The sequence below is a fragment of the Polaromonas sp. YR568 genome, assembly GCF_943369675.1.
Lineage (GTDB): Bacteria > Pseudomonadota > Gammaproteobacteria > Burkholderiales > Burkholderiaceae_C > Polaromonas.
In genome coordinates this window covers 1-21,150 of record NZ_CALROB020000001.1, presented here as the reverse complement: position 1 = coordinate 21,150, position 21,150 = coordinate 1, and the positions used below count along the sequence as shown (strand labels likewise).

Annotated in this window: 21 protein-coding genes; 9 read left to right on the top strand and 12 right to left on the bottom strand. The window is 63.8% G+C overall.

The features are described 5' to 3' along the window. The first annotated feature begins 22 nt into the window (after positions 1 to 22). Positions 23 to 616, top strand: coding sequence for a thioredoxin fold domain-containing protein (locus tag ACLV8F_RS00105; RefSeq protein WP_411882214.1), 594 nt, complete (start codon positions 23 to 25; stop codon positions 614 to 616). Between the two features lie 2 nt (positions 617 to 618). Here the strand turns inward: ACLV8F_RS00105 and serA are convergent, their stop codons facing one another. The 7 genes from serA to ACLV8F_RS00070 all read right to left on the bottom strand — a co-directional run bounded on the left by serA (position 619) and on the right by ACLV8F_RS00070 (position 5,615). Beyond that, complete coding sequence (gene serA / locus ACLV8F_RS00100; protein WP_411882213.1) at positions 619 to 1,848, bottom strand: phosphoglycerate dehydrogenase; 1,230 nt, start codon at positions 1,846 to 1,848, stop codon at positions 619 to 621. A gap of 101 nt (positions 1,849 to 1,949) precedes the next feature. Continuing rightward, complete coding sequence (locus ACLV8F_RS00095; RefSeq protein ID WP_411882212.1) at positions 1,950 to 2,465, bottom strand: MOSC domain-containing protein; 516 nt, start codon at positions 2,463 to 2,465, stop codon at positions 1,950 to 1,952. After that, a complete protein-coding gene (locus ACLV8F_RS00090) occupies positions 2,462 to 2,947 on the bottom strand; it encodes a rod shape-determining protein MreB (protein WP_411882211.1) in 486 nt (161 codons plus the stop codon). Before ACLV8F_RS00090 ends, ACLV8F_RS00095 begins: the two co-directional genes overlap by 4 nt. A 28-nt stretch (positions 2,948 to 2,975) precedes the next feature. Further along, complete coding sequence (locus tag ACLV8F_RS00085) at positions 2,976 to 3,488, bottom strand: hypothetical protein (RefSeq protein ID WP_411882210.1); 513 nt, start codon at positions 3,486 to 3,488, stop codon at positions 2,976 to 2,978. A 224-nt stretch (positions 3,489 to 3,712) separates the two neighbouring features. Continuing rightward, the gene (locus ACLV8F_RS00080; RefSeq protein ID WP_411882209.1) at positions 3,713 to 4,210 is read right to left on the bottom strand and encodes a GNAT family N-acetyltransferase; all 498 of its coding nucleotides are present in this window, start codon (positions 4,208 to 4,210) and stop codon (positions 3,713 to 3,715) included. Between the two features lie 31 nt (positions 4,211 to 4,241). Further along, positions 4,242 to 5,009, bottom strand: a complete 768-nt coding sequence (locus ACLV8F_RS00075; protein ID WP_411882208.1) for a DUF1223 domain-containing protein — start codon at positions 5,007 to 5,009, stop codon at positions 4,242 to 4,244. An 87-nt stretch (positions 5,010 to 5,096) separates the two neighbouring features. Beyond that, positions 5,097 to 5,615: a hypothetical protein gene (locus ACLV8F_RS00070; RefSeq protein ID WP_411882207.1), complete on the bottom strand. Its 519-nt coding sequence runs from the start codon at positions 5,613 to 5,615 to the stop codon at positions 5,097 to 5,099. A gap of 198 nt (positions 5,616 to 5,813) precedes the next feature. Here ACLV8F_RS00070 and ACLV8F_RS00065 point away from each other — a divergent pair, with 198 nt between their 5' ends. Together ACLV8F_RS00065 and ACLV8F_RS00060 are read left to right on the top strand one after the other, a co-directional pair. Beyond that, positions 5,814 to 8,183, top strand: coding sequence for a Tex family protein (locus ACLV8F_RS00065; RefSeq protein ID WP_411882206.1), 2,370 nt, complete (start codon positions 5,814 to 5,816; stop codon positions 8,181 to 8,183). Between the two features lie 78 nt (positions 8,184 to 8,261). Next, positions 8,262 to 9,350, top strand: coding sequence for a patatin-like phospholipase family protein (locus ACLV8F_RS00060; RefSeq protein ID WP_411882205.1), 1,089 nt, complete (start codon positions 8,262 to 8,264; stop codon positions 9,348 to 9,350). Positions 9,351 to 9,368: 18 nt separating this feature from the next. Here ACLV8F_RS00060 and ACLV8F_RS00055 read toward each other — a convergent pair whose 3' ends face one another. Further along, the gene (locus ACLV8F_RS00055) at positions 9,369 to 10,472 is read right to left on the bottom strand and encodes a porin (protein WP_411882204.1); all 1,104 of its coding nucleotides are present in this window, start codon (positions 10,470 to 10,472) and stop codon (positions 9,369 to 9,371) included. A 136-nt stretch (positions 10,473 to 10,608) separates the two neighbouring features. Further along, on the bottom strand, positions 10,609 to 10,926 hold the full coding sequence (locus ACLV8F_RS00050) for a hypothetical protein (RefSeq protein ID WP_411882203.1): 318 nt from the start codon (positions 10,924 to 10,926) through the stop codon (positions 10,609 to 10,611). A 230-nt stretch (positions 10,927 to 11,156) separates the two neighbouring features. On the opposite strand from ACLV8F_RS00050, the gene ACLV8F_RS00045 reads away from it, so the two are divergent. Beyond that, on the top strand, positions 11,157 to 13,544 hold the full coding sequence (locus ACLV8F_RS00045; RefSeq protein WP_411882202.1) for an acyltransferase family protein: 2,388 nt from the start codon (positions 11,157 to 11,159) through the stop codon (positions 13,542 to 13,544). Positions 13,545 to 13,637: 93 nt separating this feature from the next. Here the strand turns inward: ACLV8F_RS00045 and ACLV8F_RS00040 are convergent, their stop codons facing one another. After that, positions 13,638 to 14,774: an iron-containing alcohol dehydrogenase gene (locus ACLV8F_RS00040; protein ID WP_411882201.1), complete on the bottom strand. Its 1,137-nt coding sequence runs from the start codon at positions 14,772 to 14,774 to the stop codon at positions 13,638 to 13,640. A 157-nt stretch (positions 14,775 to 14,931) separates the two neighbouring features. On the opposite strand from ACLV8F_RS00040, the gene ACLV8F_RS00035 reads away from it, so the two are divergent. Further along, positions 14,932 to 15,888 carry an alpha/beta hydrolase gene (locus tag ACLV8F_RS00035; protein WP_411882200.1) on the top strand — a complete coding sequence of 319 codons (957 nt, stop codon included), beginning with the start codon at positions 14,932 to 14,934 and terminating at the stop codon, positions 15,886 to 15,888. Positions 15,889 to 15,901: 13 nt separating this feature from the next. After that, positions 15,902 to 16,759, top strand: a complete 858-nt coding sequence (locus ACLV8F_RS00030; protein WP_411882199.1) for a YbgC/FadM family acyl-CoA thioesterase — start codon at positions 15,902 to 15,904, stop codon at positions 16,757 to 16,759. Here the strand turns inward: ACLV8F_RS00030 and ACLV8F_RS00025 are convergent. Both ACLV8F_RS00025 and ACLV8F_RS00020 read right to left on the bottom strand, forming a co-directional pair. After that, on the bottom strand, positions 16,746 to 17,573 hold the full coding sequence (locus ACLV8F_RS00025; RefSeq protein ID WP_411882198.1) for an NRDE family protein: 828 nt from the start codon (positions 17,571 to 17,573) through the stop codon (positions 16,746 to 16,748). The two genes, ACLV8F_RS00030 and ACLV8F_RS00025, sit on opposite strands and share 14 nt — an antisense overlap. Continuing rightward, positions 17,573 to 18,499, bottom strand: coding sequence for a YgfZ/GcvT domain-containing protein (locus ACLV8F_RS00020; RefSeq protein ID WP_411882197.1), 927 nt, complete (start codon positions 18,497 to 18,499; stop codon positions 17,573 to 17,575). Before ACLV8F_RS00020 ends, ACLV8F_RS00025 begins: the two co-directional genes overlap by 1 nt. Before the next feature lie 85 nt (positions 18,500 to 18,584). Between ACLV8F_RS00020 and mltG the strand changes: the two genes are divergently transcribed. The 3 genes from mltG to ACLV8F_RS00005 form a co-directional block, all read left to right on the top strand. Further along, positions 18,585 to 19,592: an endolytic transglycosylase MltG gene (gene mltG / locus ACLV8F_RS00015; RefSeq protein WP_411882196.1), complete on the top strand. Its 1,008-nt coding sequence runs from the start codon at positions 18,585 to 18,587 to the stop codon at positions 19,590 to 19,592. A gap of 145 nt (positions 19,593 to 19,737) precedes the next feature. After that, the gene (tmk, locus tag ACLV8F_RS00010) at positions 19,738 to 20,430 is read left to right on the top strand and encodes a dTMP kinase (RefSeq protein ID WP_411882195.1); all 693 of its coding nucleotides are present in this window, start codon (positions 19,738 to 19,740) and stop codon (positions 20,428 to 20,430) included. Beyond that, positions 20,427 to 21,150: DNA polymerase III subunit delta' (locus tag ACLV8F_RS00005; RefSeq protein ID WP_411882194.1), on the top strand; the 724-nt coding region annotated here is incomplete at its 3' end. The genes tmk and ACLV8F_RS00005, both read left to right, overlap by 4 nt.

Below are 21,150 nucleotides of genomic sequence, written 5' to 3'. Positions count from 1 at the left end.
TCGTTCACTGACGGCCGCCACCATGCCCAAACTCTTGCCCTCACTCCTTGCTGCCGTGCTCACGGCCTGCGCCTTGCTGCTCGCCGGCTGCAACGATGCGCCAGACGCCGCCGCGCAAAAAGCCGCTGCCGCCGCGCCCATCTCGGTCGAGGCCATCGCGGCCGAAGCCAAGGGTTTTGTCGCCGGCGCCCAGATGAGCCGGCGCACCGTTTACGTGTTTTTTGACGCCCAATGCCCGCACTGCGCCGTGCTGTGGCAGTCCGCCAAACCGCTCAGGTCCCAGGCCAAGTTCGTGTGGATTCCGGTCGGCCTCCTGAACGGCGCCAGCACCTCCCAGGGCGCGACGCTGCTGGCCGCTGGCGACCCGGTAGCCGCCATGGATGAGCACGAGGCCTCCATGCGGGCTGGTCGCGGCGGCATCAGCGCGGGCAGCAATCTGGATGCGCAAAAAGACGCCGTGGCGAAAAATACGGCGCTGATGAACAAGCTCGGCTTCAGCGCAATCCCGGTCATCGTCGGCACCCATGCTCAGACCGGCGCGGTGGTGTCGCGTGAAGGCTCCCTGTCGACGGCTGCGCTGGCGGACCTGCTGGGTTTGCAGGTGCCGGCTCAGTAGGCCTAGAACAACACCCGGCTGCGAATCGTCCCCGGCACTTCTGCCAGCTTCGCCAGGGCCATGTCGGAGTGCGCGGCGTCGATGTCGATCACGACGTAGCCGACGGCTTCATTCGTCTGCAGGTACTGCGAGGCGATGTTGATGCCGTTGCTGGCGAAGACCTTGTTGATCTCCGACAGTACCCCGGGCACGTTGCGGTGGATGTGCAGCAGGCGGTGTTTGCCGGGGTGGGCCGGCAGGGCGACTTCGGGGAAGTTGACGGACGAGGTGGAGGTGCCGTTGTCGCTGTACTTCACGAGTTTTTCGGCGACCTCGATGCCGATGTTTTCCTGGGCTTCCATGGTCGAGCCGCCCACGTGCGGGGTCAGGATCACGTTGTCCAGGCCGCGCAGGGGCGATTCGAAGATGTCCTTGTTGCTGCGCGGCTCGACGGGGAAGACGTCGATGGCGGCGCCCAGCAATTTCTTGTTTTTCAGGGCCTCGGCCAGCGGTTCAATCTCAACCACGGTGCCGCGCGAGGCATTGATCAGCACACTGCCGGGTTTCATCGCCGCGATCTCGGCCGCGCCCACCATCCATTGCGTGGCTTGGGTCTCCGGCACGTGCAGGCTCACCACATCGGCCTGGGCCAGCAAATCCTTGAGCAGGCCGACCTGGCGGGCATTGCCCAGCGGCAGCTTGGTGACGACGTCGAAAAACACGACGTGCATGCCCAGCGCCTCGGCCAGCACCGACAGCTGCGTGCCGATGGAGCCGTAGCCGACGATGCCCAGGGTCTTGCCGCGGATTTCGTAGGCGTTGTCGGCGGACTTGAGCCAGCCGCCGCGGTGCGCGACCGCGCTTTTTTCAGGCACACCGCGCAACAACAGGATGGCCTCGGCCAGAACCAGTTCGGCCACCGAACGTGTGTTGGAAAAGGGCGCGTTGAAAACCGCGATGCCGCGTTCACGCGCCGCGTTGAGGTCGACCTGGTTGGTGCCTATGCAAAAGCAGCCGACGGCGGCGAGCTTGCCGGCCTGGGCAAACACCTCGGCCGTGAGCTGGGTGCGCGAGCGTATGCCGACAAAATGCACGTCGGCGATCTTCGCCTTCAACTCGTCGTCGGGCAGGGCGCCGGACAGGCTTTCGATGTTGGAATAACCTGCGGCCTTGAGGACTTCCACGGCGGAGGGGTGAATGCCCTCCAGCAACAGGAATTTGATTTTGTGCTTGTCGACCGAGGTTTTAGTCATGGGAGGCGGGCGGGCAGGGAGTGGATGGGAGGGCCAGTATGACGCATGCCCAATACCCATACCGGCCCACGGTTTGGGCCGATCCGGCTAGCAATTTCCGATCAGGCCCGCTCGCACACCACCGCATCGCCCACCCGCAGCAGGCCGCCCTGCAGCACGCGCGCCGTCAGCCCGCCATGGCCGCGCATGGCGTTGTAGCCGCCGGCGCCCAGCACTTCGTCCATGCGCGAGCAGGGCTCGCAGGGGCCGGTGATCTCCAGCACCACGGGGCCCAAACGCAGCACCATGGGCTGGTCCTTGAACAGCGATTTGGCGGCCAGCAGGTTCAGGCCCGCCACCACAAGGTTGCGGCGAAGCTCCGCGGCGTCCACCGCATCGCGCCGGGCCAGGTAGGCCAGGACAGGCAGGTGTTCGGCCTGCATCAGCGTAACCTGGCGTTTGCCGCCTGGCGCGCCGGTGGCGTAACGATCGCCTTCAAGGCCCTGGCCCGCAATCGCCAGCACGCTCTCCACGGCCAGTACCGGAGCGCGGCGCGCGGGCCTCAGAAAAATCCGTTCCAGCCGGCCCGCATGCGGGAACGCGCGCGTCAGCGCGCGCAGGTCGCCCTCCGCCTTCATTCGAGCACCCGGCCCGTGGGCGGGTAGTCGCGCGACAGCACCTGCTCGTCGGTCAGGTCCTGCCCCTGCCAGATGGTGACCTCCGAGGCGCCCGCGCCCAGGGCCATTTCATGGAAGGCTCGCACCTCCACCTGCGTGAAGCCGCCGGCGGGATCGCCCTGCAGGTGGAAGAGCACGCGGGGCGCCACAGCCAGGGCACGGCCTTTGGGCAGCTTTTTGACAAAGGCCTTGAGTACCTGCTGGCCCAGCGCGAAGTCGGACATCAGCGAGCGCGGGTGGCTGAAAGGGTTGGTCACCAGCGCTGACTTGCTGGATTTGTACAGGGTCGCTTCGTCGCCCGCGCCCAGCACCTTGGGCTTGGGCCCGCGCGAGATGGCGATTTCGGGCACTTCGGAGACGTAGGCGCCTGTTTTGGCGTTGCGCACCGTCAGGCGCACAGGCGACAGGCGTATGTACAAAGGGGGTTTGAAGAGATTGAACATGACGTGAAAAATCCGGTGAACTTCGGCCTTACGAAAAGACGGCTTTGAGCGCCGCCAGCAGCCTTGTGCCCGCCAGCTTGACCCGCGTCTTCAAGCGGCGCGCCATGCGCCAGGGCCAGGAGGCGCGGGCCTGCGCGATGATCTTGTCTTTCCAGGCCTTCCAGGGCGTGTAAAGCCGCGCAAACCAGGCCATGCGCATCAGCGCGGGCTGCGTCAGCTGGAAAAGGCGGGCCGCCATTGCCGTTCCCGCCAGCTTTGCAGCAAGAATCAAGCCCAGGCCTATGGTGATGTGGCCTTCGCCGAAGAGGTAAAGCGCCAGCAGTTTGACGGGAATCAGCGCGACCACCGGCACGCCAAAGGCCAGCAGTGCGGCCCAGGGCGGCAGGCCGGTGATGAAGCGCTCCAGCCGGCTCCACCACGGCAATCTGCCCAGCGCTGCGAAGGCGGCCGCCAGCGGCTCCCAGCCCCACTCTTCAAACAGCAGGAAGAGGGCCACGGGGGCCAGCAGCAGCCCTCGCAGGATTTTTTTGAGCCTGTTCACGTGGCTTTCAGTTCAAAGCGCGGGGGGATAAGCACGGCTCCAGCCCAGCACCAGCGCGCAGCAGGCATTTGAGGAACAGGGAAATCATGGAAGGGGAGAGGGCGCGAAGGGAAACAGGATGGGCATGCGCCACAGTTTAGCGAACACTACCGGTCGCCCTGAGCCTGTCGAAGGGCTTCGACAAGCTCAGCCCGAACGGTTTCGTGCCCTGTGTGACGAAAATATCAATAGCCTTCTTTGCGCATCGAAAAAATCCGCTCATCCGACAGGCCCGGCACCACCGCAAAGCCCAGGCGCTCGTAAATGGCCAGGGCCGCATCGTTGTCGCGGTACACACGCAAAGTGAAGGCGCCGGCGCCCGTGCTGCGCGCGGCCTCGGCCATCAACAGTCCACACAGCGTGGTGCCCAGGCCCTGGCCGCGCGCTTCGGGCGCCAGGATGATGCGCGCCAGGTGGGCGACGCCGGGATCGCGCACCCAGAACTGGCAAAAGCCCAGCGCCGGGCCAGGCCCGCGGCTCATCACAAAGCTGTTGGCGCCCGGCTCGGCCAGCAACTGCGGCAGGCGTGCCGGTTTGAACGGGAATTTGAGGCGGGGGCCGGCCCAGCGAATGCAGGTGTCCGCATCGGTGATCCATTTGCCGAGTGCCGCATAGTCGGCGGCTTCGGGCGGGCGCAGCCCAAGGGGCGCTAAATCAGGGGCGGCGTCAGGTGGGGAATCCATTCAGCCATTGTGCGGCAAGCCTGAAACGGGCTCAGGCCGCGCATTGCAGGCTCAGTGCCTGCAGCGTCCGGCCGGTTTTGAGGTCAAACACCACCAGGTTGATTTGCCGTTCATGGCCGGGCGTCGCCGCGATGCTGCGAAAGACCAGCTTTTGCGGCGCAGCCCCTTCGCTTTTGTAGTCGCCCGCCTGGGTGTACTGGCGCACCACAAAATCATGCTTGAGGAACTCGCCGGCGTTCTCGCCGGCCTGCACCTTTGAGTTGTGGCCGTGCTCGGTGACTGTCCAGTAGGCCGACCAGGAGGGCGCCAATTGCAGCGCGGCCACCGGCGTGACGACGGCTTCAAACTGGTCGGGCGCCAGTTGTGTGAGCACGATGCCTGCGCGCGCCGGCTCCTTGCCGCCGGGAGGCCTGGGGCCCCAGGCGGGCAGGTCTTTGCCGTTGAGCACGGCCTGCGGGGTATAGACGCTGCGCAGCTTGTTGCGCTCGGCAACTTCATGCTGGCGTTTGGTATAGGCCGGCGCGGCAAAGCGGTCGACCCAGCCGATGTAGTCCCAATAACCAACGTGAAAGGCCTGCACCACCATGCCGGAGCCCTTGAGTGAAGACAGCCACTTGTCGGCGGGCGGGCAGGAACTGCAGCCTTCGGAGGTGTAAAGCTCCATGACGGGGGTGACGGCCGGCCCCGATGCGGCGGTGCAGGCGGCTGGCGCCGCCAAGGCATTGCAGGCAAGCGACAGCAGGGCGGCTGCGGTGATCCAGGTGGACCGGGTGATCCCGGTGTTTGCGGGGAGTGGCATGGCGTTTCCAATGGCGTTAAAACAGGCGCCGCACCCGAAAAGGTGCGCACGCCTGGATGGCCGTTGGTCGCCGGGCGCCGCGGTTTCTTACACCAGCGGCATGGTCAGGTGGTCTTTTTGCAGGCTGCTGATGCCGTTGCGCCGCTCCAGCCTGTCTTCCAGCTGGCCCATATAGGCGGCCATGCTGTTGTCGGACTGCTCCAGCCGCGCCAGCAGGGCTTGCTGCTGCTGGGCGAAACGTTCGGCCAGCACGGTGGCGGCCGCGGCTTCGCGGTGCTGGGCGGCCAGCGCCTGCACTTCAAGGTAGCTGCGCAGCTCGGTGAAGCGCGAGGCTTCGGCCTTGTCGGCGAGTTCGCGCTGGGTATTGAGTTCACGCGCGTATTTGCGGGTTTCGATGAGGTTGGCGCTTTGCATGTACAGCGTGGTGGCCAGGAAAATCACCGTCGCGATGACCAGCAGCATCAGCATCACCAGGCCCAGCGGCACCTGGATGGTGGTAAAGCCCAGGCTCAGCATGCTGGTGCGCGTGAACTCATCCATGTTGAGGGCCGCAAAGCCGGCCAGCAGAAGAATAGCCACCACCAAAAAAATTGTGCGAGTTCGCATAGCCGTCTCCCGGAAAAATGTAAGAAATTGCTTTTCAGCCCAGTCCATTATGGGAAGCAAACCCGTGTTTTGCCTGTGGGACAATGCCGACCCTTGGCGTCAGTTTGTGGGGTTCGCGGTGTGGACCCCAAGGCCTGCGACACTGAGCCCTGTTCCTTTCTTTCAGCCTTCCAGACCTTCATAGCACCTTTTCCCGATATGCAAAAAATCATCCGCCAGATCGCGGCAGAAATCAAAGTCCAGGAACACCAGATCAAGACGGCCGTGGAGCTGCTCGACGGCGGCGCCACCGTGCCCTTTATCGCGCGCTACCGCAAGGAAGCCACCGGCGGGCTGGACGACATCCAGCTGCGCGAACTCGAATACCGGCTGGGTTACCTGCGCGAACTCGAAGAGCGCCGCGAAGCCGTGCTCAAAAGCATTGAAGAGCAGGGCAAGCTCACGCCCGAATTGCGCGCGGCCATTGAATTCGCCGCCACCAAACAGGACCTGGAAGACCTGTACCTGCCTTTCAAGCCCAGGCGCCGGACCAAGGGCCAGATCGCGCGCGAAGCCGGCATCGAGACGCTGGCCGACAAGCTGTTCGCCGACCCGTCGCTGGTGCCGGCCGACGAGGCCGCGGCCTTTGTGAAAACCGAAAAGAACGAGAGCGGCGACGACTTCACGACCGTGCAGGCCGTGCTGGACGGCGTGCGCGACATCCTCAGCGAGCGCTGGGCCGAAGATGCGGGCCTGGTGCAGTCGCTGCGCAACTGGCTGTGGAGCGAAGGGCTGTTCAGTTCCAAGCTGGTCACCGGCAAGGACGAGAACAACGCCGACAACAGCAAGTTCCGCGACTATTTCGATTACGACGAACCTATCGGCCGCGTGCCTTCGCATCGCGCGCTGGCCGTGTTCCGCGGCCGCGGCCTGGAGATCCTGGACGCCAAGCTGGTGCTGCCCGAGCAGGCCGAGCCCGGCAAACCGAGCATCGCCGAAGGCAAGATTGCGCTGCACCTGGGCTGGAGCCACAAGGCGCGCCCTGCCGATGATTTGCTTCGCAAGGCCGTGGCCTGGACCTGGCGCGTCAAGCTCAGCCTCTCGCTGGAGCGCGACCTCTTCACCCGCCTGCGCGAAGAGGCCGAAAAAGTCGCCATCAAGGTGTTCGCCGACAACCTGCGCGACCTGCTGCTGGCGGCGCCCGCCGGCCCGCGCGTGGTGATGGGCCTGGATCCGGGCATTCGCACCGGCGTGAAGGTGGCGGTGGTCGACGCCACCGGCAAGCTGGTGGAGACCTCCACCGTCTTCCCGCACGAGCCGCGCAAGGACTGGGACGGCTCGCTGCACACGCTGGCCAAACTCTGCGAAAAGCACGGCGTCAACCTGATCGCCATCGGCAACGGCACGGCCAGCCGCGAAACCGACAAGCTGGCCGCCGACCTGATCAAGGGTATGGCCAAGGTCGAGCAGGTGATGGAGAAAGTCGTGGTCAGCGAGGCCGGCGCCTCGGTGTATTCGGCCAGCGAATTCGCCTCACAGGAAATGCCGGACGTGGACGTGAGCCTGCGCGGCGCGGCCAGCATCGCGCGCCGCCTGCAGGACCCGCTTGCCGAACTCGTCAAGATCGACCCGAAATCGATAGGCGTGGGCCAGTACCAGCACGACGTGAACCAGAGCGACCTGGCGCGCAGCCTGGACACCGTGGTCGAGGATTGCGTGAACAGCGTGGGCGTGGACCTGAACACCGCCAGCGTGCCGCTGCTGGCGCGCGTCTCGGGCCTGTCGCAAACCGTCGCCAAGTCGGTGGTGCGCTGGCGCGATGCCAACGGCGCCTTCGCTTCCCGCGCCGATTTGCTGAAAGTGACCGGCCTGGGCGCCAAGACCTTTGAGCAGAGCGCGGGCTTTTTGCGCCTGCGCAGCAGCAGCAACCCGCTGGACATGACGGGCGTGCACCCCGAAACCTACCCGGTGGTCGAAAAAATCATGGCCCACACCGGCAAGCCGGTGGCCGAACTGATGGGCCGGGCCGAGATGCTCAAGACCCTGAAGCCCGAGCTCTTCGCCAATGAGCAGTTCGGCGTGATCACCGTGAAGGACATCATCACCGAGCTCGAAAAACCCGGCCGCGACCCGCGCCCCGACTTCAAGGTGGCGCGCTTCAACGAAGGCGTGGAAGACATCAAGGACCTCAAGGAAGGCATGACGCTGGAAGGCACGGTCAGCAACGTCGCGGCCTTCGGCGCTTTTGTCGACATCGGCGTGCACCAGGACGGCCTGGTCCACGTGAGCCAGCTGGCCAACAAGTTCGTGACCGACGCGCGCGAAGTCGTCAAGACCGGCGACATCGTGAAGGTGCGTGTGACCGAGGTGGACGTGGCGCGCAAGCGCATCGGCCTCACGATGAAGCTGGACGCCGCGCCGGCGCGCCGTGACGGCCCGCGCGACAACCGCTTTGAGAGCGCGCGGCCGCCCGGCGGGCAGAACCGCGGCGGCGGCAGTTACGGCGGTGGGCGTTCAGGCGCACCGCAGCCCGCGGCCGCCACGGCCATGGAATCGGCCTTCAGCAAGCTGGCGGCGCTCAAGAAATAGGCGGGGAGGGCGCGTCCCGCAAAGGACAGCGCTGCGTCCAGCCTGATGCTCCAATATGCCTGCATCCATCGACCTCCCATGAAAGCCCTCCGCATCTACGCCAGCCCCCAGGCGCACCGGCACATCGAACAGAACGGCCTGCAGCCCCGCGACATCGGTGTGGTGCCGGGTGCAGCCGGCGGGCCCAAAGGACTGGTACTGGGCGCGCTGGACCGTTTTATCTTTGGCGACTGGCTCGCTAAAACCGACCATCCGGTTCACCTGGTGGGCGCCTCGATAGGCGCCTGGCGCATGGCCACGGCCTGCCTGAACGACCCGGCGGCCGGCTTCTCGCGGCTGGAGCACGACTACATCCACCAGCATTACGAACTGCAGCCCGGCCAGAAACGGCCGACCGCCGATTTCGTCAGCGAGCAGTTTGGGCAAAGCCTGAAAGACTTTTACGGCGGCCGCGTGCACGAGGTGCTGCAGCACCCGCGCTACAAGCTGCACATCGTGACCTCGCGCGGGCGCCACCTGCTGGGCCGCGAACACAAGCTGGCCACGCCGCTGGGCTACCTGGGCGCTTTCCTGACCAACAGCCTGCACCGCAAGGCCATGGGCGCCTGGCTGGAGCGCGTGGTGTTTTCCACGCCCGGCGCCAAACTGCCATTCGCCACCAGCGACTACCGCACGCGCCAGGTCGACCTCAGCGACGACAACTTCAAGCTCGCGCTGCAGGCCAGCTGCTCGATTCCCTTTGTGCTGCGATCGGTGCACAACGTGCCCGGCGGCCCGCCCGGCGCCTACTGGGACGGCGGCATCACCGACTACCACCTGCACCTGAACTACGCGAATGACCTGAGCGCGGGCGGCGCGGGCCTGGTGCTCTACCCGCACTTCCAGAAATCCGTGGTGCCCGGCTGGCTGGACAAAGGCCTCAAGTGGCGCCACAAGGCCACCCACTTCCTCGACAACATGGTGCTGCTGGCGCCCGACCCGGACTGGATCAAGCAACAACTGCCCAACGGCAAACTGCCGGATCGCACGGACTTTGTGCGTTATGGGCCGGACCTACAGGCCAGGGTGAAGGCCTGGAGCGCGGCGACCGCGGCGAGCGCGCAGCTGGCGGACGAATGGCAGGAATGGCTCACGCGGCCCGACCTGGGACAGCTGGGCGCGCTTTGAGCGCGCCGCCATGCACGCTTAGAAGACGTGCGCAATCCCCGCATACACCGACTTCGGGCTCTGGCCGACGGCTGAGAGCGCCAGGCCCGGCGAGCTTCCGCCGCCGCCGCTGATGGTGTAGCCGGCGTTGGCCTGGTTGCTGATTTTGGTCGCGCCGGCGTAGAGCGTGGTGCGCTTGGACAGCGCGTAGTCGTAGCGCACGCCGAAAGCCTTGGAGTCGGCGTTGGCCGTGGTCTTGTTTTTGAGCTGGCCGTAGGTGGCGATCAGCTTGCCGGAGCCCAGCGGCGCGGAGGCGGCGACCTGGTAGGCGTCCAGCGCGGGCGCCCCGGCCACATCGCCGCGGCGGCGCACGAAGATCGCCGACGGCTTGATCACCCCGAAATCATAGGAAATCGCAAAGTCGGTGTACTTGTCGGTGTTGCCGATCAGGTAAACGGTTTTTTCCGTGAGGTAGCTGATTTGCGCCGACAGCGTGTTGCTGCTGTAGCCGCCCGCGATATTGAGCGTGTTGCCGGTGGATTTGGGCTGGCCGGCGCCGGTCGATTCACCCAGCGCATAAAACACCTGGCCCTTGAAGCCGCTCCAGGTCGGCGTGGTGTACAGGATGGAATTGTCGCGGCGTGTGGTGGCGTCGGCGGGTGAGCCGCCGTTGATGCCCACGCCGGGGCCGGCGTAATAGTTCAAGGCCCCCGACATGGTGAAACCGGTCGGGTCAAACGCCGCCATGGTGCCGAAATGCGGCGTGTACTGCCGGCCCAGGTTGATGGCGCCGAAATCGCCGCTCAGGCCCACAAACGCCATGCGCTGGAACATGTAGGTGCCGCCGGTCGGCACGGTGCTGGTCGGGCTGAAGGCCGTGCCCGTGGTGGCGCCCGTGTCCAGCAACACACCGGCTTCCAGTACGAAATTCGCCTTCAGGCCGCCGCCCAGGTCTTCCATGCCGCGAAAACCGAAGCGCGAGCCCATGGCGCCGCCGCTGGAGATACGCGTCACGTTGCCGTTTCCGGCGGACGCGACCTCAAGGAAAGAGTCGAGCACGCCGTATACCGTGACGGAACTCTGGGCGTTGGCCGCGCAACTGGCGGCCGCCAGCACGGAGAGTGCAAACAATTGGGTTTTCATGAGGTCTCCTGAGGTGTTATTGATCTGGCGTGCTCAACGACCCCGCATTCCCCCCTTGGGCGATGCACCCGCGACCCGCCGCCGGGCGGTTGCACGGAAATCGTCAATCACGGACCAGAGCGTAACGGTAATTTGGTTATAAATAATAAGTAAATAGACTCTTGCCAAGTTGCCTGTTTATGGTTATGAAAAGTAACCATATTTGGTATTTAGAACCCTGCCGCCCCTGATCAGCGACGCGCCCCGGCGGCAAGCGGGGAATGGGGTGCGCCGGTGCGCGGGGTTGATTCAATCCTGCGTCAGCGGCAGCCTCCTGAGGCGAGGCCGCCAGCATTTTTTCGTATTTCCCGTTGGCGATGCGCGGGTTCGTCTTGTGGCAATGGTGTGCCAGTGCTCCGGTGATGATTTGCCCGAACTGCTCGCGCCAAGTCGACCTCAGCGAAGACAGCTTCAAGCCCGCGCCGCAGGCCGGGTACTCGATCCCGTTTGTGCGGCGCTCGGTGCACAACGTGCCCGGCGGGCCGCCTGGCGCGGGGCCCCGGCAAGTAGCCCTAAGCATGCTGGCGCCGAAATATGAACAATGCGGCATCCCGGATTGGGTGTGAGCCTTGTTGTTTAACAGCGACCTTGTAATTTTTTCCTGAACACAAGCGGTGACAAGGGGCACGCCTCTTATTAGACTGCGTGCACATTGGTTTGGCCGAAGCGCAACCAAAACAAGAAGAAATCAAAGAGGGAATCCATGAACTTGTTTCAATGGCTCGCACCGAGGTTGGTGCGAGCGAATCGAGCGCGGCTGTGCAAGGGGTTGGTCGCATCCCTGGGAATGCCCTGGCCTTCTTCCTGCTCAGTAGCTGCGGTATGCGGTCACCTGGAGGCGGCGTTGACAACGGCCGGCAAGGCAACCTGAGCGGAAAGTTGATAATCCCGGTCGTACTAAAAACCCCAATCCAATTGACTTCATTCCTGCGCGCAGCTAAATCAATTATCAATTCTGGCAATGTAAACGCGCCCGGTTTATCCCAATCAACTTCACGCACGAGGTCATTGGTCTACCGGCCAGACATTGATGGGCTTCGAGCCTTCGCCATACTTTCAGTTCTGGTATTTCACGCTTTCCCCCATTTTCTTCCTGGCGGATTTATTGGCGTCGATATCTTCTTCGTCATTTCGGGATATCTCATTTCAGACATCATTGTTCGAAGGCTGGAGTTGGGGTCTTTTAACTTTGGCGAGTTTTATGCTCATCGGGTAAGGCGAATATTTCCCAGTCTCATAGTTGTCCTGGGCACAACCTTAATTCTTGGCTTTATCTTCCTGCCGCCCAGTCAGCTCGTGAGACTGGGTAATCACACAGTCGCCAGCGCTGGATTTTTAGAGAACTATGTTCTTCTATGGGAATCAGGCTATTTTGATGTATCTTCGGATCTAAAGTCGCTAAAGCACATCTGGTCACTGGCAATCGAAGAGCAGTTCTATTTGATATATCCACTGCTTCTTTGGATGGCATGGAAACGAGGAAGCAGGCTAGCCATTGGTTTTATGGTGCTACTCGGCGCTTTATCCTTCGGCATGAATATTTTGGGTGTCACCGAAAGTCCCATAAAAACCTTTCTAAATCTGCCAACCCGATTTTGGGAGTTTTTGGGTGGAGCCGCGCTCTCTTATGCGCGCCTATCCAATAAAAATGAAATGTGGGGTGCCCGTGTTAGGGCTTTAGTAGCGAATTACTGTTCAGTGGCAGTTCAGAAAAATGCCCGATCTTTATTGTCGTGGGTTGGTGTACTTGTACTTTGTATCTCTGCACTGTTGATGCACCAAACACTGCTTTATCCGGGGTGGTGGGCATTAGTTGTGGTGCTTGGAGCCTTCGCGGTTTTGGCTGCGGGTCCGAATGTGTGGGTTAATCGGGTAGTCCTTGGAAACCGGTTCATGGTGTTCATTGGACTTATAAGCTATCCGCTTTATCTCTGGCATTGGCCCCTCTTGACCTTTGCACGGATACTGGATCCGGCAACACCATCGCTTGAATCCAGATTGTTTGCGCTTCTTTTAAGCGTGTTGCTCGCGATACTGACTTATTCGCTGGTTGAGAAGCCGGTCCGGTCAAGAAGAGGCGCGTCTTGGCTGCTCACATTCATGCTTTGCGTGGCACTGTTCTTGATCGGAAGTTTCGGGTATGTGGCCGCATATCGAGCAAAATTGCAACTCCAAGCTCAAGCTGAAAGCAGCGATGCATTTAACTGGGGATGGATATCCCCGGATCCAGCTTGCACGAAAGCCTACCCCGCCTTTTCCAAGCACTTCTGCTCGCTATCCAACCCCATAAAGAAGCCGACGGTCATGTTGCTGGGTGATTCGCACTCGAATCACCTTTATCCCGGCCTCGTAACCGCGTTGAAGTCCACTGAAGAAGTTGTCTTGAATCTTGGAGTTGGTGGCTGCCCTCCCTTTTCAGGACTTGCATCCTTTGAAAAAGGATTGAGAGACAACATCTGTGTTGATACTGTGAAGGAGGCTCTCCAAGTTGCGATAACCAGCAATCAAATAAAAATGATCATCTTGTCATCACGCGGGCCGCTATATCTCACAGGCCGAGGCTTTGGTGTTGGTGGAAGTGAGCTGATATCGAACAGGCAACTATCCTTGATTGATTCGCCGCAAGTAACCGATTTTCGAATGATGTATGAGATTGCAATGCGGCAAACGCTTTCCGACTTAGCGAAAAGTGGAAAAGAAGTTGTCTTTGTCTTGGATATACCAGAGCTTGGGTTTGATCCGGAATCTTGCGTGAATAGCAGGATAGTTTGGTTTACAAAGTCAGTGCGGGAACTTTGTGCAGTTTCCAGAAAGGAATTCGATCATCGAAACCGTGAATACCGGGAAATTGTCGCTAAGGTCTTGATGGATTTTCCGCGCGTGAAGATTTTTGATGCAAGTGGGCGGCTGTGTGACAGTTCTTGGTGCTGGGGAATGAAGGATGGCCAGATGTTTTATCGTGACAACAATCACCTTTCTGTAATCGGTTCTGAGTATGTGGCGAAAGGTCTTTCGCTTCTCATAAAAGATTAACGGTCACTACTGAATTCGTCGAAGACTGAAGTGGTTCATTCCCATAACGGGATCAGATTCAATTTAGTTACTTCTCCGGCGACTCAATCAACGTCAAAGCGACGCGGCCAGCATCTCTTCGTATTCCCCCGCGCTGGCGATGCGCGGATTCGTCTTGTGGCAATGGTCGGCCAGCGCGCCGGTGATGATCTGGCCGAACTGCTCCCGCTGAACACCCATCGCGGCCAGGCCGGTCGGCAAGCCCAGCCGGGCATTCATGTCGCGGATCGCCTCCGCGATGTCGCCGCCTGAAGCCAGGCCCATGGCGCGGGCCATGCGGTCCAGGCGCTTGTCTTTTTGCACCGATTCGGCCTCGGCGTTAAAGCGCACCACCGCCGGCAGGAACATCGCGTTCAGCGTGCCGTGGTGCAGGCGCGGGTCCACGCCGCCCAGGCTGTGGCTCAGGCTGTGCACGCAGCCCAGGCCTTTCTGGAAGGCCATGGCGCCTTGCATGGAGGCGCTCATCAAATTGAAACGCGCGTCGCGGTCGCTGCCGTCGCGGGTGGCGCGTTCGATGTGGGCCCAGCCGCGCTCCAGGCCGTCCAGCGCGATGCCGTCAGCCGGCGGGTTGAAGGCGGCCGACATAAAGGTTTCCATGCAGTGCGCGATGGCGTCCATGCCGGTGGCGGCCGTGAGTTTTGCGGGCAGGCCCAGCGTGAGTTCGGGGTCGCAGATGGCTGTCTTGGGCACCAGGTGCCAGGAATGAAACCCGAGCTTGCGGTGGTCGTCCACGATGAGGATGGCGCCGCGCGCGACCTCGCTGCCGGTGCCGCTGGTGGTGGGCACAGCGATCAGCGGTGCGGCGCGGTCGGTGATCTTGGGGGAACCGCCTTCAATGGTGGCATAGGTGGTGAGCGGCCCTTCGTGCGTGGCGGCAATCGCCACGCCCTTGGCACAGTCGATCGCCGAACCGCCGCCCACGGCGATCAGGCCGTCGCAGCCGCTGGACTTATAGAGTTCGGCGGCGGCGCGCACGGCGGCCTCGGTCGGGTTGGAGGGCGTCTGGTCGAACACCGCGACCTTCATGCCCGGCAGGGCGTCCAGCGCCTTTTGCAAAATGCCGGCCGCCTTGACGCCGGGGTCGGTCACGATGAGCGGACGCGTGATGCCCACGCGCTCGCATTCCTGCTTGAGCAGTTTCACGGCGCCGAATTCGAACTGGACCTGGGTGACGTAGTAGATGAAGGCCATACGGGCTGTCTTTCTGCGTTGTACGATGTGGGGCGATGCGGGTTCTTGCTGTGACTTTATCGGCTTTCAAGGCCTGAGTCCCGAATCTCCCGCCCGCCAACCCCGTTTCCCGTCACCTGGGTGATAGCACCCGCGCTGCCGCCCCCGCCGTTTACCGATGCCGCCCAACCCGCAAACCCTGCTGACCCCCACCATGCGCGATGTGCTGAGCCGCATCGCCCGCGCCAATCGCCCGCCGTTCCACACCCTGACCGCGGACCAGGCCCGCGCCGCCTACGAGGCCGGCGCCGGTGTGCTGGAAATCCCCAAGCCCGCGCTGGACCGCGTGGAAGAGCTGCAAATTCCCGCGCGCGACGGCCAGTTGCTGGGCGCGCGGCTCTATGCGCCGTCGGCCGATGTCCTGCCGGTGCTGCTGTTTTTTCACGGCGGCGGCTTCACGGTGGGCAGCGTCGCCACGCATGACATCCTGTGCCGGCAACTGAGCCTGCTGGCCGGCATTGCCGTGGTGTCGCTGGACTACCGGCTGGCGCCTGCGCACAAGTTTCCGATGGCGGCCAACGATGCCTGGGACGCGCTGCAATGGCTGGCCGCCAATGCCGCCTTGCATGGACTGGACGCTTCCCGCCTGGCAGTCGGCGGCGACAGCGCGGGCGGCACGCTGGCCGCCATGTGCGCGGTGCTGGCGCGTGACGCCGGCCTGCCGCTGGCCTTGCAGCTGCTGATCTACCCGGGTTGCGCCGCGCACCAGGACACGCCTTCGCACAAAACCTTTGCCGAGGGTTTTGTGCTGGACGAGGCCGACATCAGCTGGTTCTTCGGGCAGTACGTGCGCAGCCCGGCGGACCGCGACGACTGGCGTTTCGCGCCGCTCAACGCGCCCGACGTGGACGGCGTGGCGCCGGCCTGGGTGGGCCTGGCCGAATGCGACCCGCTGGTCGACGAGGGCGTGATGTATGCCGACAAGCTTCGCGCGGCCGGCGTGGCGGTGGACCTGGAAATTTACCGCGGCGTCACGCACGAGTTCATCAAGATGGGCCGCATCATTCCCGAGGCCAGGCGCGCCCATGCCGATGCGGCGGCGGCGCTGCGCGGCGCCTTTGGGCTGGATCAATGAGGGGACGACATACATGAAACGACAAGACTTCCGTTTTTTCCACCGCCTGCGCGTTCGCTGGGCCGAGGTGGACATGCAAAAAATCGTGTTCAACGCGCACTACCTGATGTACTTCGACACGGCCATCACCGACTACTGGCGCGCGCTGGCCCTGCCGTACGAAGAAACCATGGTGCAACTGGGCGGCGACCTCTACGTGAAGAAAGCCGGCGTGGAATACCACGGCTCGGCGCGGTTTGACGACAGGCTGGACGTGGCGCTCAAGTGCGCGCGCATCGGCACTTCGTCGATGACCTTTGCGGGCGCGATCTTTCGCGGGGATGAACTGCTGATCACCTGCGAGCTGATCTATGTGTTTGCCGACCCGGCCTCGCAGACCTCGAGGCCGGTGCCCGATGCGCTGCGCCGCCTGTTGACGGGCTATGAAGCCGGTGAGCCCATGCTGCACGTCAAGGCCGGCGGCTGGGCCGCGCTGGGCGCCGACGCCGGCAAGGTGCGCACCGCCGTGTTTGTGGAGGAGCAGCGCATTCCCATGCAGATGGTATGGGACGAGGCCGACAACACGGCCCTGCATGCCGTGGCCTATAACGGGCTGGGGCAGGGCATTGCCACGGGGCGGCTGGTCCAGCATGCGGAAGGCGTGGGCAAGATTGGCCGCATGGCGGTGCACCGCGCGCTGCGGGGTTCACGCGTAGGGGCGGACATCCTGCACACGCTGATGGGCGCGGCGCGTGAGCGCGGCGACCGTGAAGTCATGCTGCATGCGCAGCGCAGCGCGGAAGGTTTCTACCAGCGCCTCGGATTTACGCCGCGCGGCGAGCCGTTTGAGGAAGTCGGCATCCCGCACATTGAGATGGTCAAGGCGCCCTGAAGCTGAGTTGTTCGCGGTGGACCGGGCCCGCAGTGTCCGCAAGCGCGTCGCGCGCATGCGTGCGCTCTTCCAGCTGGATGTCCCAGTCATGGCCGGAGGCCGTTGCCAGCAGCACCGTGCTGCAGCGCGTGCCATAAGCACGTCCCGGCACTTCCACAAAGGCGCTTGAGAGCGCTTCTTCAAGTTCGGGCGGCACGCCGGTATGCGGAAGGTCGGCGGGCAAAGCGCGCTGGCGGTTTCCCAGCGCCGTCCACAGCAGCTTTTTCAAGCCCTCGTTGCCATCGCCGGTTTGCAAGGCAGCCGCCAGCACGCGTTTCAGTTCAAGCGTTTTGGGCCAGGGTGTGTCGAGTCCGGCGTTGGACAGGCCATAGAGGCCGGGCGGCAAAGCCTGGGCACGCAGCGATGGCGCGCCGGCGTATTTGTTCGTCACCCAGGTCCAGGCCTTTTGCCGCAGGTCGCCCAGCACCAGGTTAAAGCCGCCAAAGGCCGCGCCATTGCCCTCAAGCGCCGCCACAAAACCCGCTGCGTCGCCCTTGCTTTCCAGCCAGCGCGTGACCAGTTCCCCGCGCGAACGCGGCGCCGCGTCGGGCTGGGCTTGCCGCACATTGGTCAAAAACGCGATGCGGCCGGCAGGCGTGATGCCCATCCAGGTGCCGCCGGCGCGCAGGTCGCGGCCGGAGAGGATTTCCTGGCTCGAAGCGGTTTGCCAGCGCGCGAGCGGCAGCGTGGGCCGCTCCAGGAACTCATCGCGGTTGGCCGCGATCACCAGCGGCCAGCGAGCTGAGGCGCCGATGGCAAACGCAACCAGGCACATCAGATGTCTTCGAGCAGCGCGTAGGGCAGGGGGAGCAGTGACAAGGTGTCGCCTGAAGCGCTTCCCAAAGTCAGGCGCCCATCGGCGGCATCGGCCGCCGCGGAGGTCTGCATGGACACGATGGCATCAAAGCCGCCTGCCGGGTTGGGCGCCGCCGCCGCGACCAGGCCGCAAGGCTGGCCGGCGTCCGAAGCATGAAACACCTCTTGCCCGACCGACGGCGTGCCGACGGTGTGGGCCACGTAGGCGCGGCGTTTGAGCGTGCCGCGGAACTGGCTGCGCGCCACGATCTCCTGGCCGGGGTAGCAGCCTTTCTTGAAGTTGACCCCGCCCACGGATTCGTAATTGAGCATCTGCGGCACAAAGGCCTCGAAGATGGGCTGGGTGATCATCGCGATGCCGGACTGCACGCCCAGCCATTGCCAGTCGGCCAGGCTGATGGGCGAGGCCTGGGGCGCGGGCGATCCGGCCGGCGCGCACCACAAGGCGCGGGCCTGGCCGGCGCCGGTATGCAGGAACACCAGGCCGGCGTCGCCCAGGCCCATCTTTTCCCAAAGCGCACCGGCGCGGCCCGCGACCTGCGCCACGGCGGCCCCGGCAATGCCGTACAAGGCAAATTCCGCGCTGGCGTCGCTGAGTTTGGCTTTGGCGCGCAGCACAAACATGGACAGGCGCTTGAGCGTGGCGGGCAGGATGTCGCGGTTGCAGACCAAAAGCACGTCCGCGCCATGTTTGAAGACCACAAAGCTGGCCTGCATGCGGCCCTTGGCATTGCAAAAAGCCGCCAGGCGCGCTTCCTTGTCGCCCATCAGCGCCACGTCCTGCGTCAGCTGCCCCTGCAGGAAAGTAACGGCATCGTCGCCCGCCGCGCGGATCACGCCCAGGTGCGTCAGTTCGGTGATGCCGGAGATCAAGGGGAGGGTCATGGAAGTCTTCACAGTCTGTGGGGAGATGGGCTGAATTATCATAGGCCTGAGCTTTTGCGTTCTGTACAGAAAAGGTAGCTGGGTTGTGCGTCGTGTCTTTACAAGTCTGTTGATCCTGGTATTTACCGGCGCCCTGCTGTTGTTCGGTGCGGGATTGTGGTGGCTGCACGAGCCGATTCCCCTGCGCCTGGCGCCCGGCAGCCAGGTGGTGGACCTGGAAATCGAGCCCGGCACGCCCGCCAGCGGCGTGGCCGAGGTCATCGTGGCCAGCGGCGCCGACGTGCCGGCGATTTTTCTCCATGCCTGGTTCCGCTTTTCGGGCCAGGGTCGGCTGATCAAGGCCGGCAGCTATGAACTGGCGCCCGGCACCACGCCGCAAAAGCTGCTCAGCATGCTGGTGCGGGGTGATCAAGCCCTCAAAAGCGTCACACTGGTAGAAGGCTGGAACTTCAACCAGGTGCGCGCGGCCCTGCAAAAGGCCGAGCAACTGTCGCCCGACACGCTCAACCTGGCGCCCGAAGCCATCATGCAAAAGCTGGGCAAGCCCGGCGTGCACCCCGAGGGCCGCTTCTTCCCCGACACCTATACCTACGCCAAGGGCTCCAGCGACCTGGCCGTGCTCAAGCGCGCGGCGCGGGCCATGGACAAACGCCTGGACGCCGCCTGGGCCCTGCGCAACCCGGACACCCCGCTCAAGACGCCTGACGAAGCCCTGATCCTGGCCAGCATTGTCGAAAAAGAAACCGGCAAGCCCTCGGACCGGGCGCAGATAGGCGGCGTTTTCACCAACCGGCTGCGCCAGGGCATGCTGCTGCAGACCGACCCCACCGTGATCTACGGCCTGGGCGATAAATTCGACGGCAACCTGCGCAAGCGCGACCTGCTGGCCGACACCCCTTACAACACCTACACCCGCGCCGGCCTGCCGCCCACGCCGATTGCCATGCCGGGCCGGGCGGCGCTGCTGGCCGCGGTGCAGCCGGCGCCCACCAAGGCGATCTACTTTGTGGCGCGCGGCGATGGCAGCAGCCATTTCAGCAGCAGCCTGGACGAGCACAACCGCGCCGTGAACAAATACATCCGGGGCCAGTAAATATGGCCCCCACGCTTTTCACTGCGTCTTCGACTTCGTGTAATGCGCTTCCCCCCGAGGGGGCGCTGCGCCTGCGGCCCGGCAAAGCCGGTTCCGCGGCCCCTGCTTGCACCACAGTTCGGCAAGCGTTTGAGCGAATGAGATCATGACCAATAGACCTCTGAGTGGCTTGTTCATCAGCTTCGAAGGCATAGACGGCGCCGGCAAGTCCACGCACATCGCCGGCTTGGCCGACGCCTTCGAGGCCGAGGGCAGGGCGGTGACGCTGACGCGCGAGCCCGGCGGCACGCCGCTGGCCGAGAAGCTGCGCGCCATGGTGCTCAACGACGCCATGGACCCGCTGACCGAAGCGCTGCTGATCTTCGCCGCCCGGCGCGACCACATCGTCAACGTGATTGCCCCGGCGTTGCGGCGCGGCGACGTGGTGCTGTGCGACCGTTTCACCGACGCCACCTTTGCCTACCAGGGGGCGGGGCGCGGTTTTGACCTGAATCTGCTGGCCACGCTGGAACAATGGGTGCAGTCCGACGAAGGCCTGCTGGGCGACCCGGCCGGCAATTCGCCGATGAAGCCCGAGGTGGAAACCGTGATCGAGCCGCATTTGACCGTCTGGTTCGACCTGGCGCCCGAAGAAGCCGCGCTGCGCCTGGCCGGTGCCCGCGTGCCCGACAAGTTCGAGGCGCAGCCGCTGGAATTCTTCCGCCGCGTGGCGCAAGGTTATGCCGACCGGCAGAAAAACCATCCCGAACGTTTTGCCCGTATCGACGCCGCCAAAAGCCGCGACGAGGTCTGGCAGGCGGTGCGCCAGGTGTTCGAGGCCAAAGGCTGGCTGCCATGAGCGACATCAACGACACCGAATCCAGCAACCCGCCGCTGGCACCCTGGCTGCAAACCCAGCTTGAAGGCCTGCTGGTCCAGCGCGGCCACGCCTGGCTGCTGAGCGGGCCTTCCGGCCTGGGGCAGTTTGAACTTGCGCTGGCGCTGGCCCGCGCCTGGCTTTGTGAAGAAGCCACGCCCCAGGGCGCCTGCGGCCATTGCGGCAGCTGCCATGCGGTGGACGTCCACACCCATGCCGACCTCTGCATGCTGATGCCCGAGACCCTGTCGCTGGCGCTCGGCTGGCCGCTGGACGAAAAAACCCAGGACGATCTCGACGCCAAAAAACGCAAGCCCAGCAAGGAAATCAAGGTCGACGCCGCGCGCGAGGCCGTGTCCTTCACCCAGTTCACGCGTTCGCGCGGCACCACCAAGGTCGTGCTGGTGTTCCCGGCCGAGCGCATGAACAACGTCACGGCCAACACCTTGCTCAAGACGCTGGAAGAACCGCCGGGGGCCGTGAAGTTCATCCTGGCCACCGAGGCGGCGCACCAGCTGTTGCCCACCATACGCAGCCGCTGCCTGGGCCACACCATGGTCTGGCCGGATTTTGAACTGGCGCTGGGCTGGCTGCAGCAAGAGATTTCCAACGCCGGCGAGGGTGCCGCCACCGGCAAAAAAGCCGCCCCGGCGCCCAAGCCCGCCGACCTGCAAACCCTGTTGGTCGCCGCGGGCGGCCGCC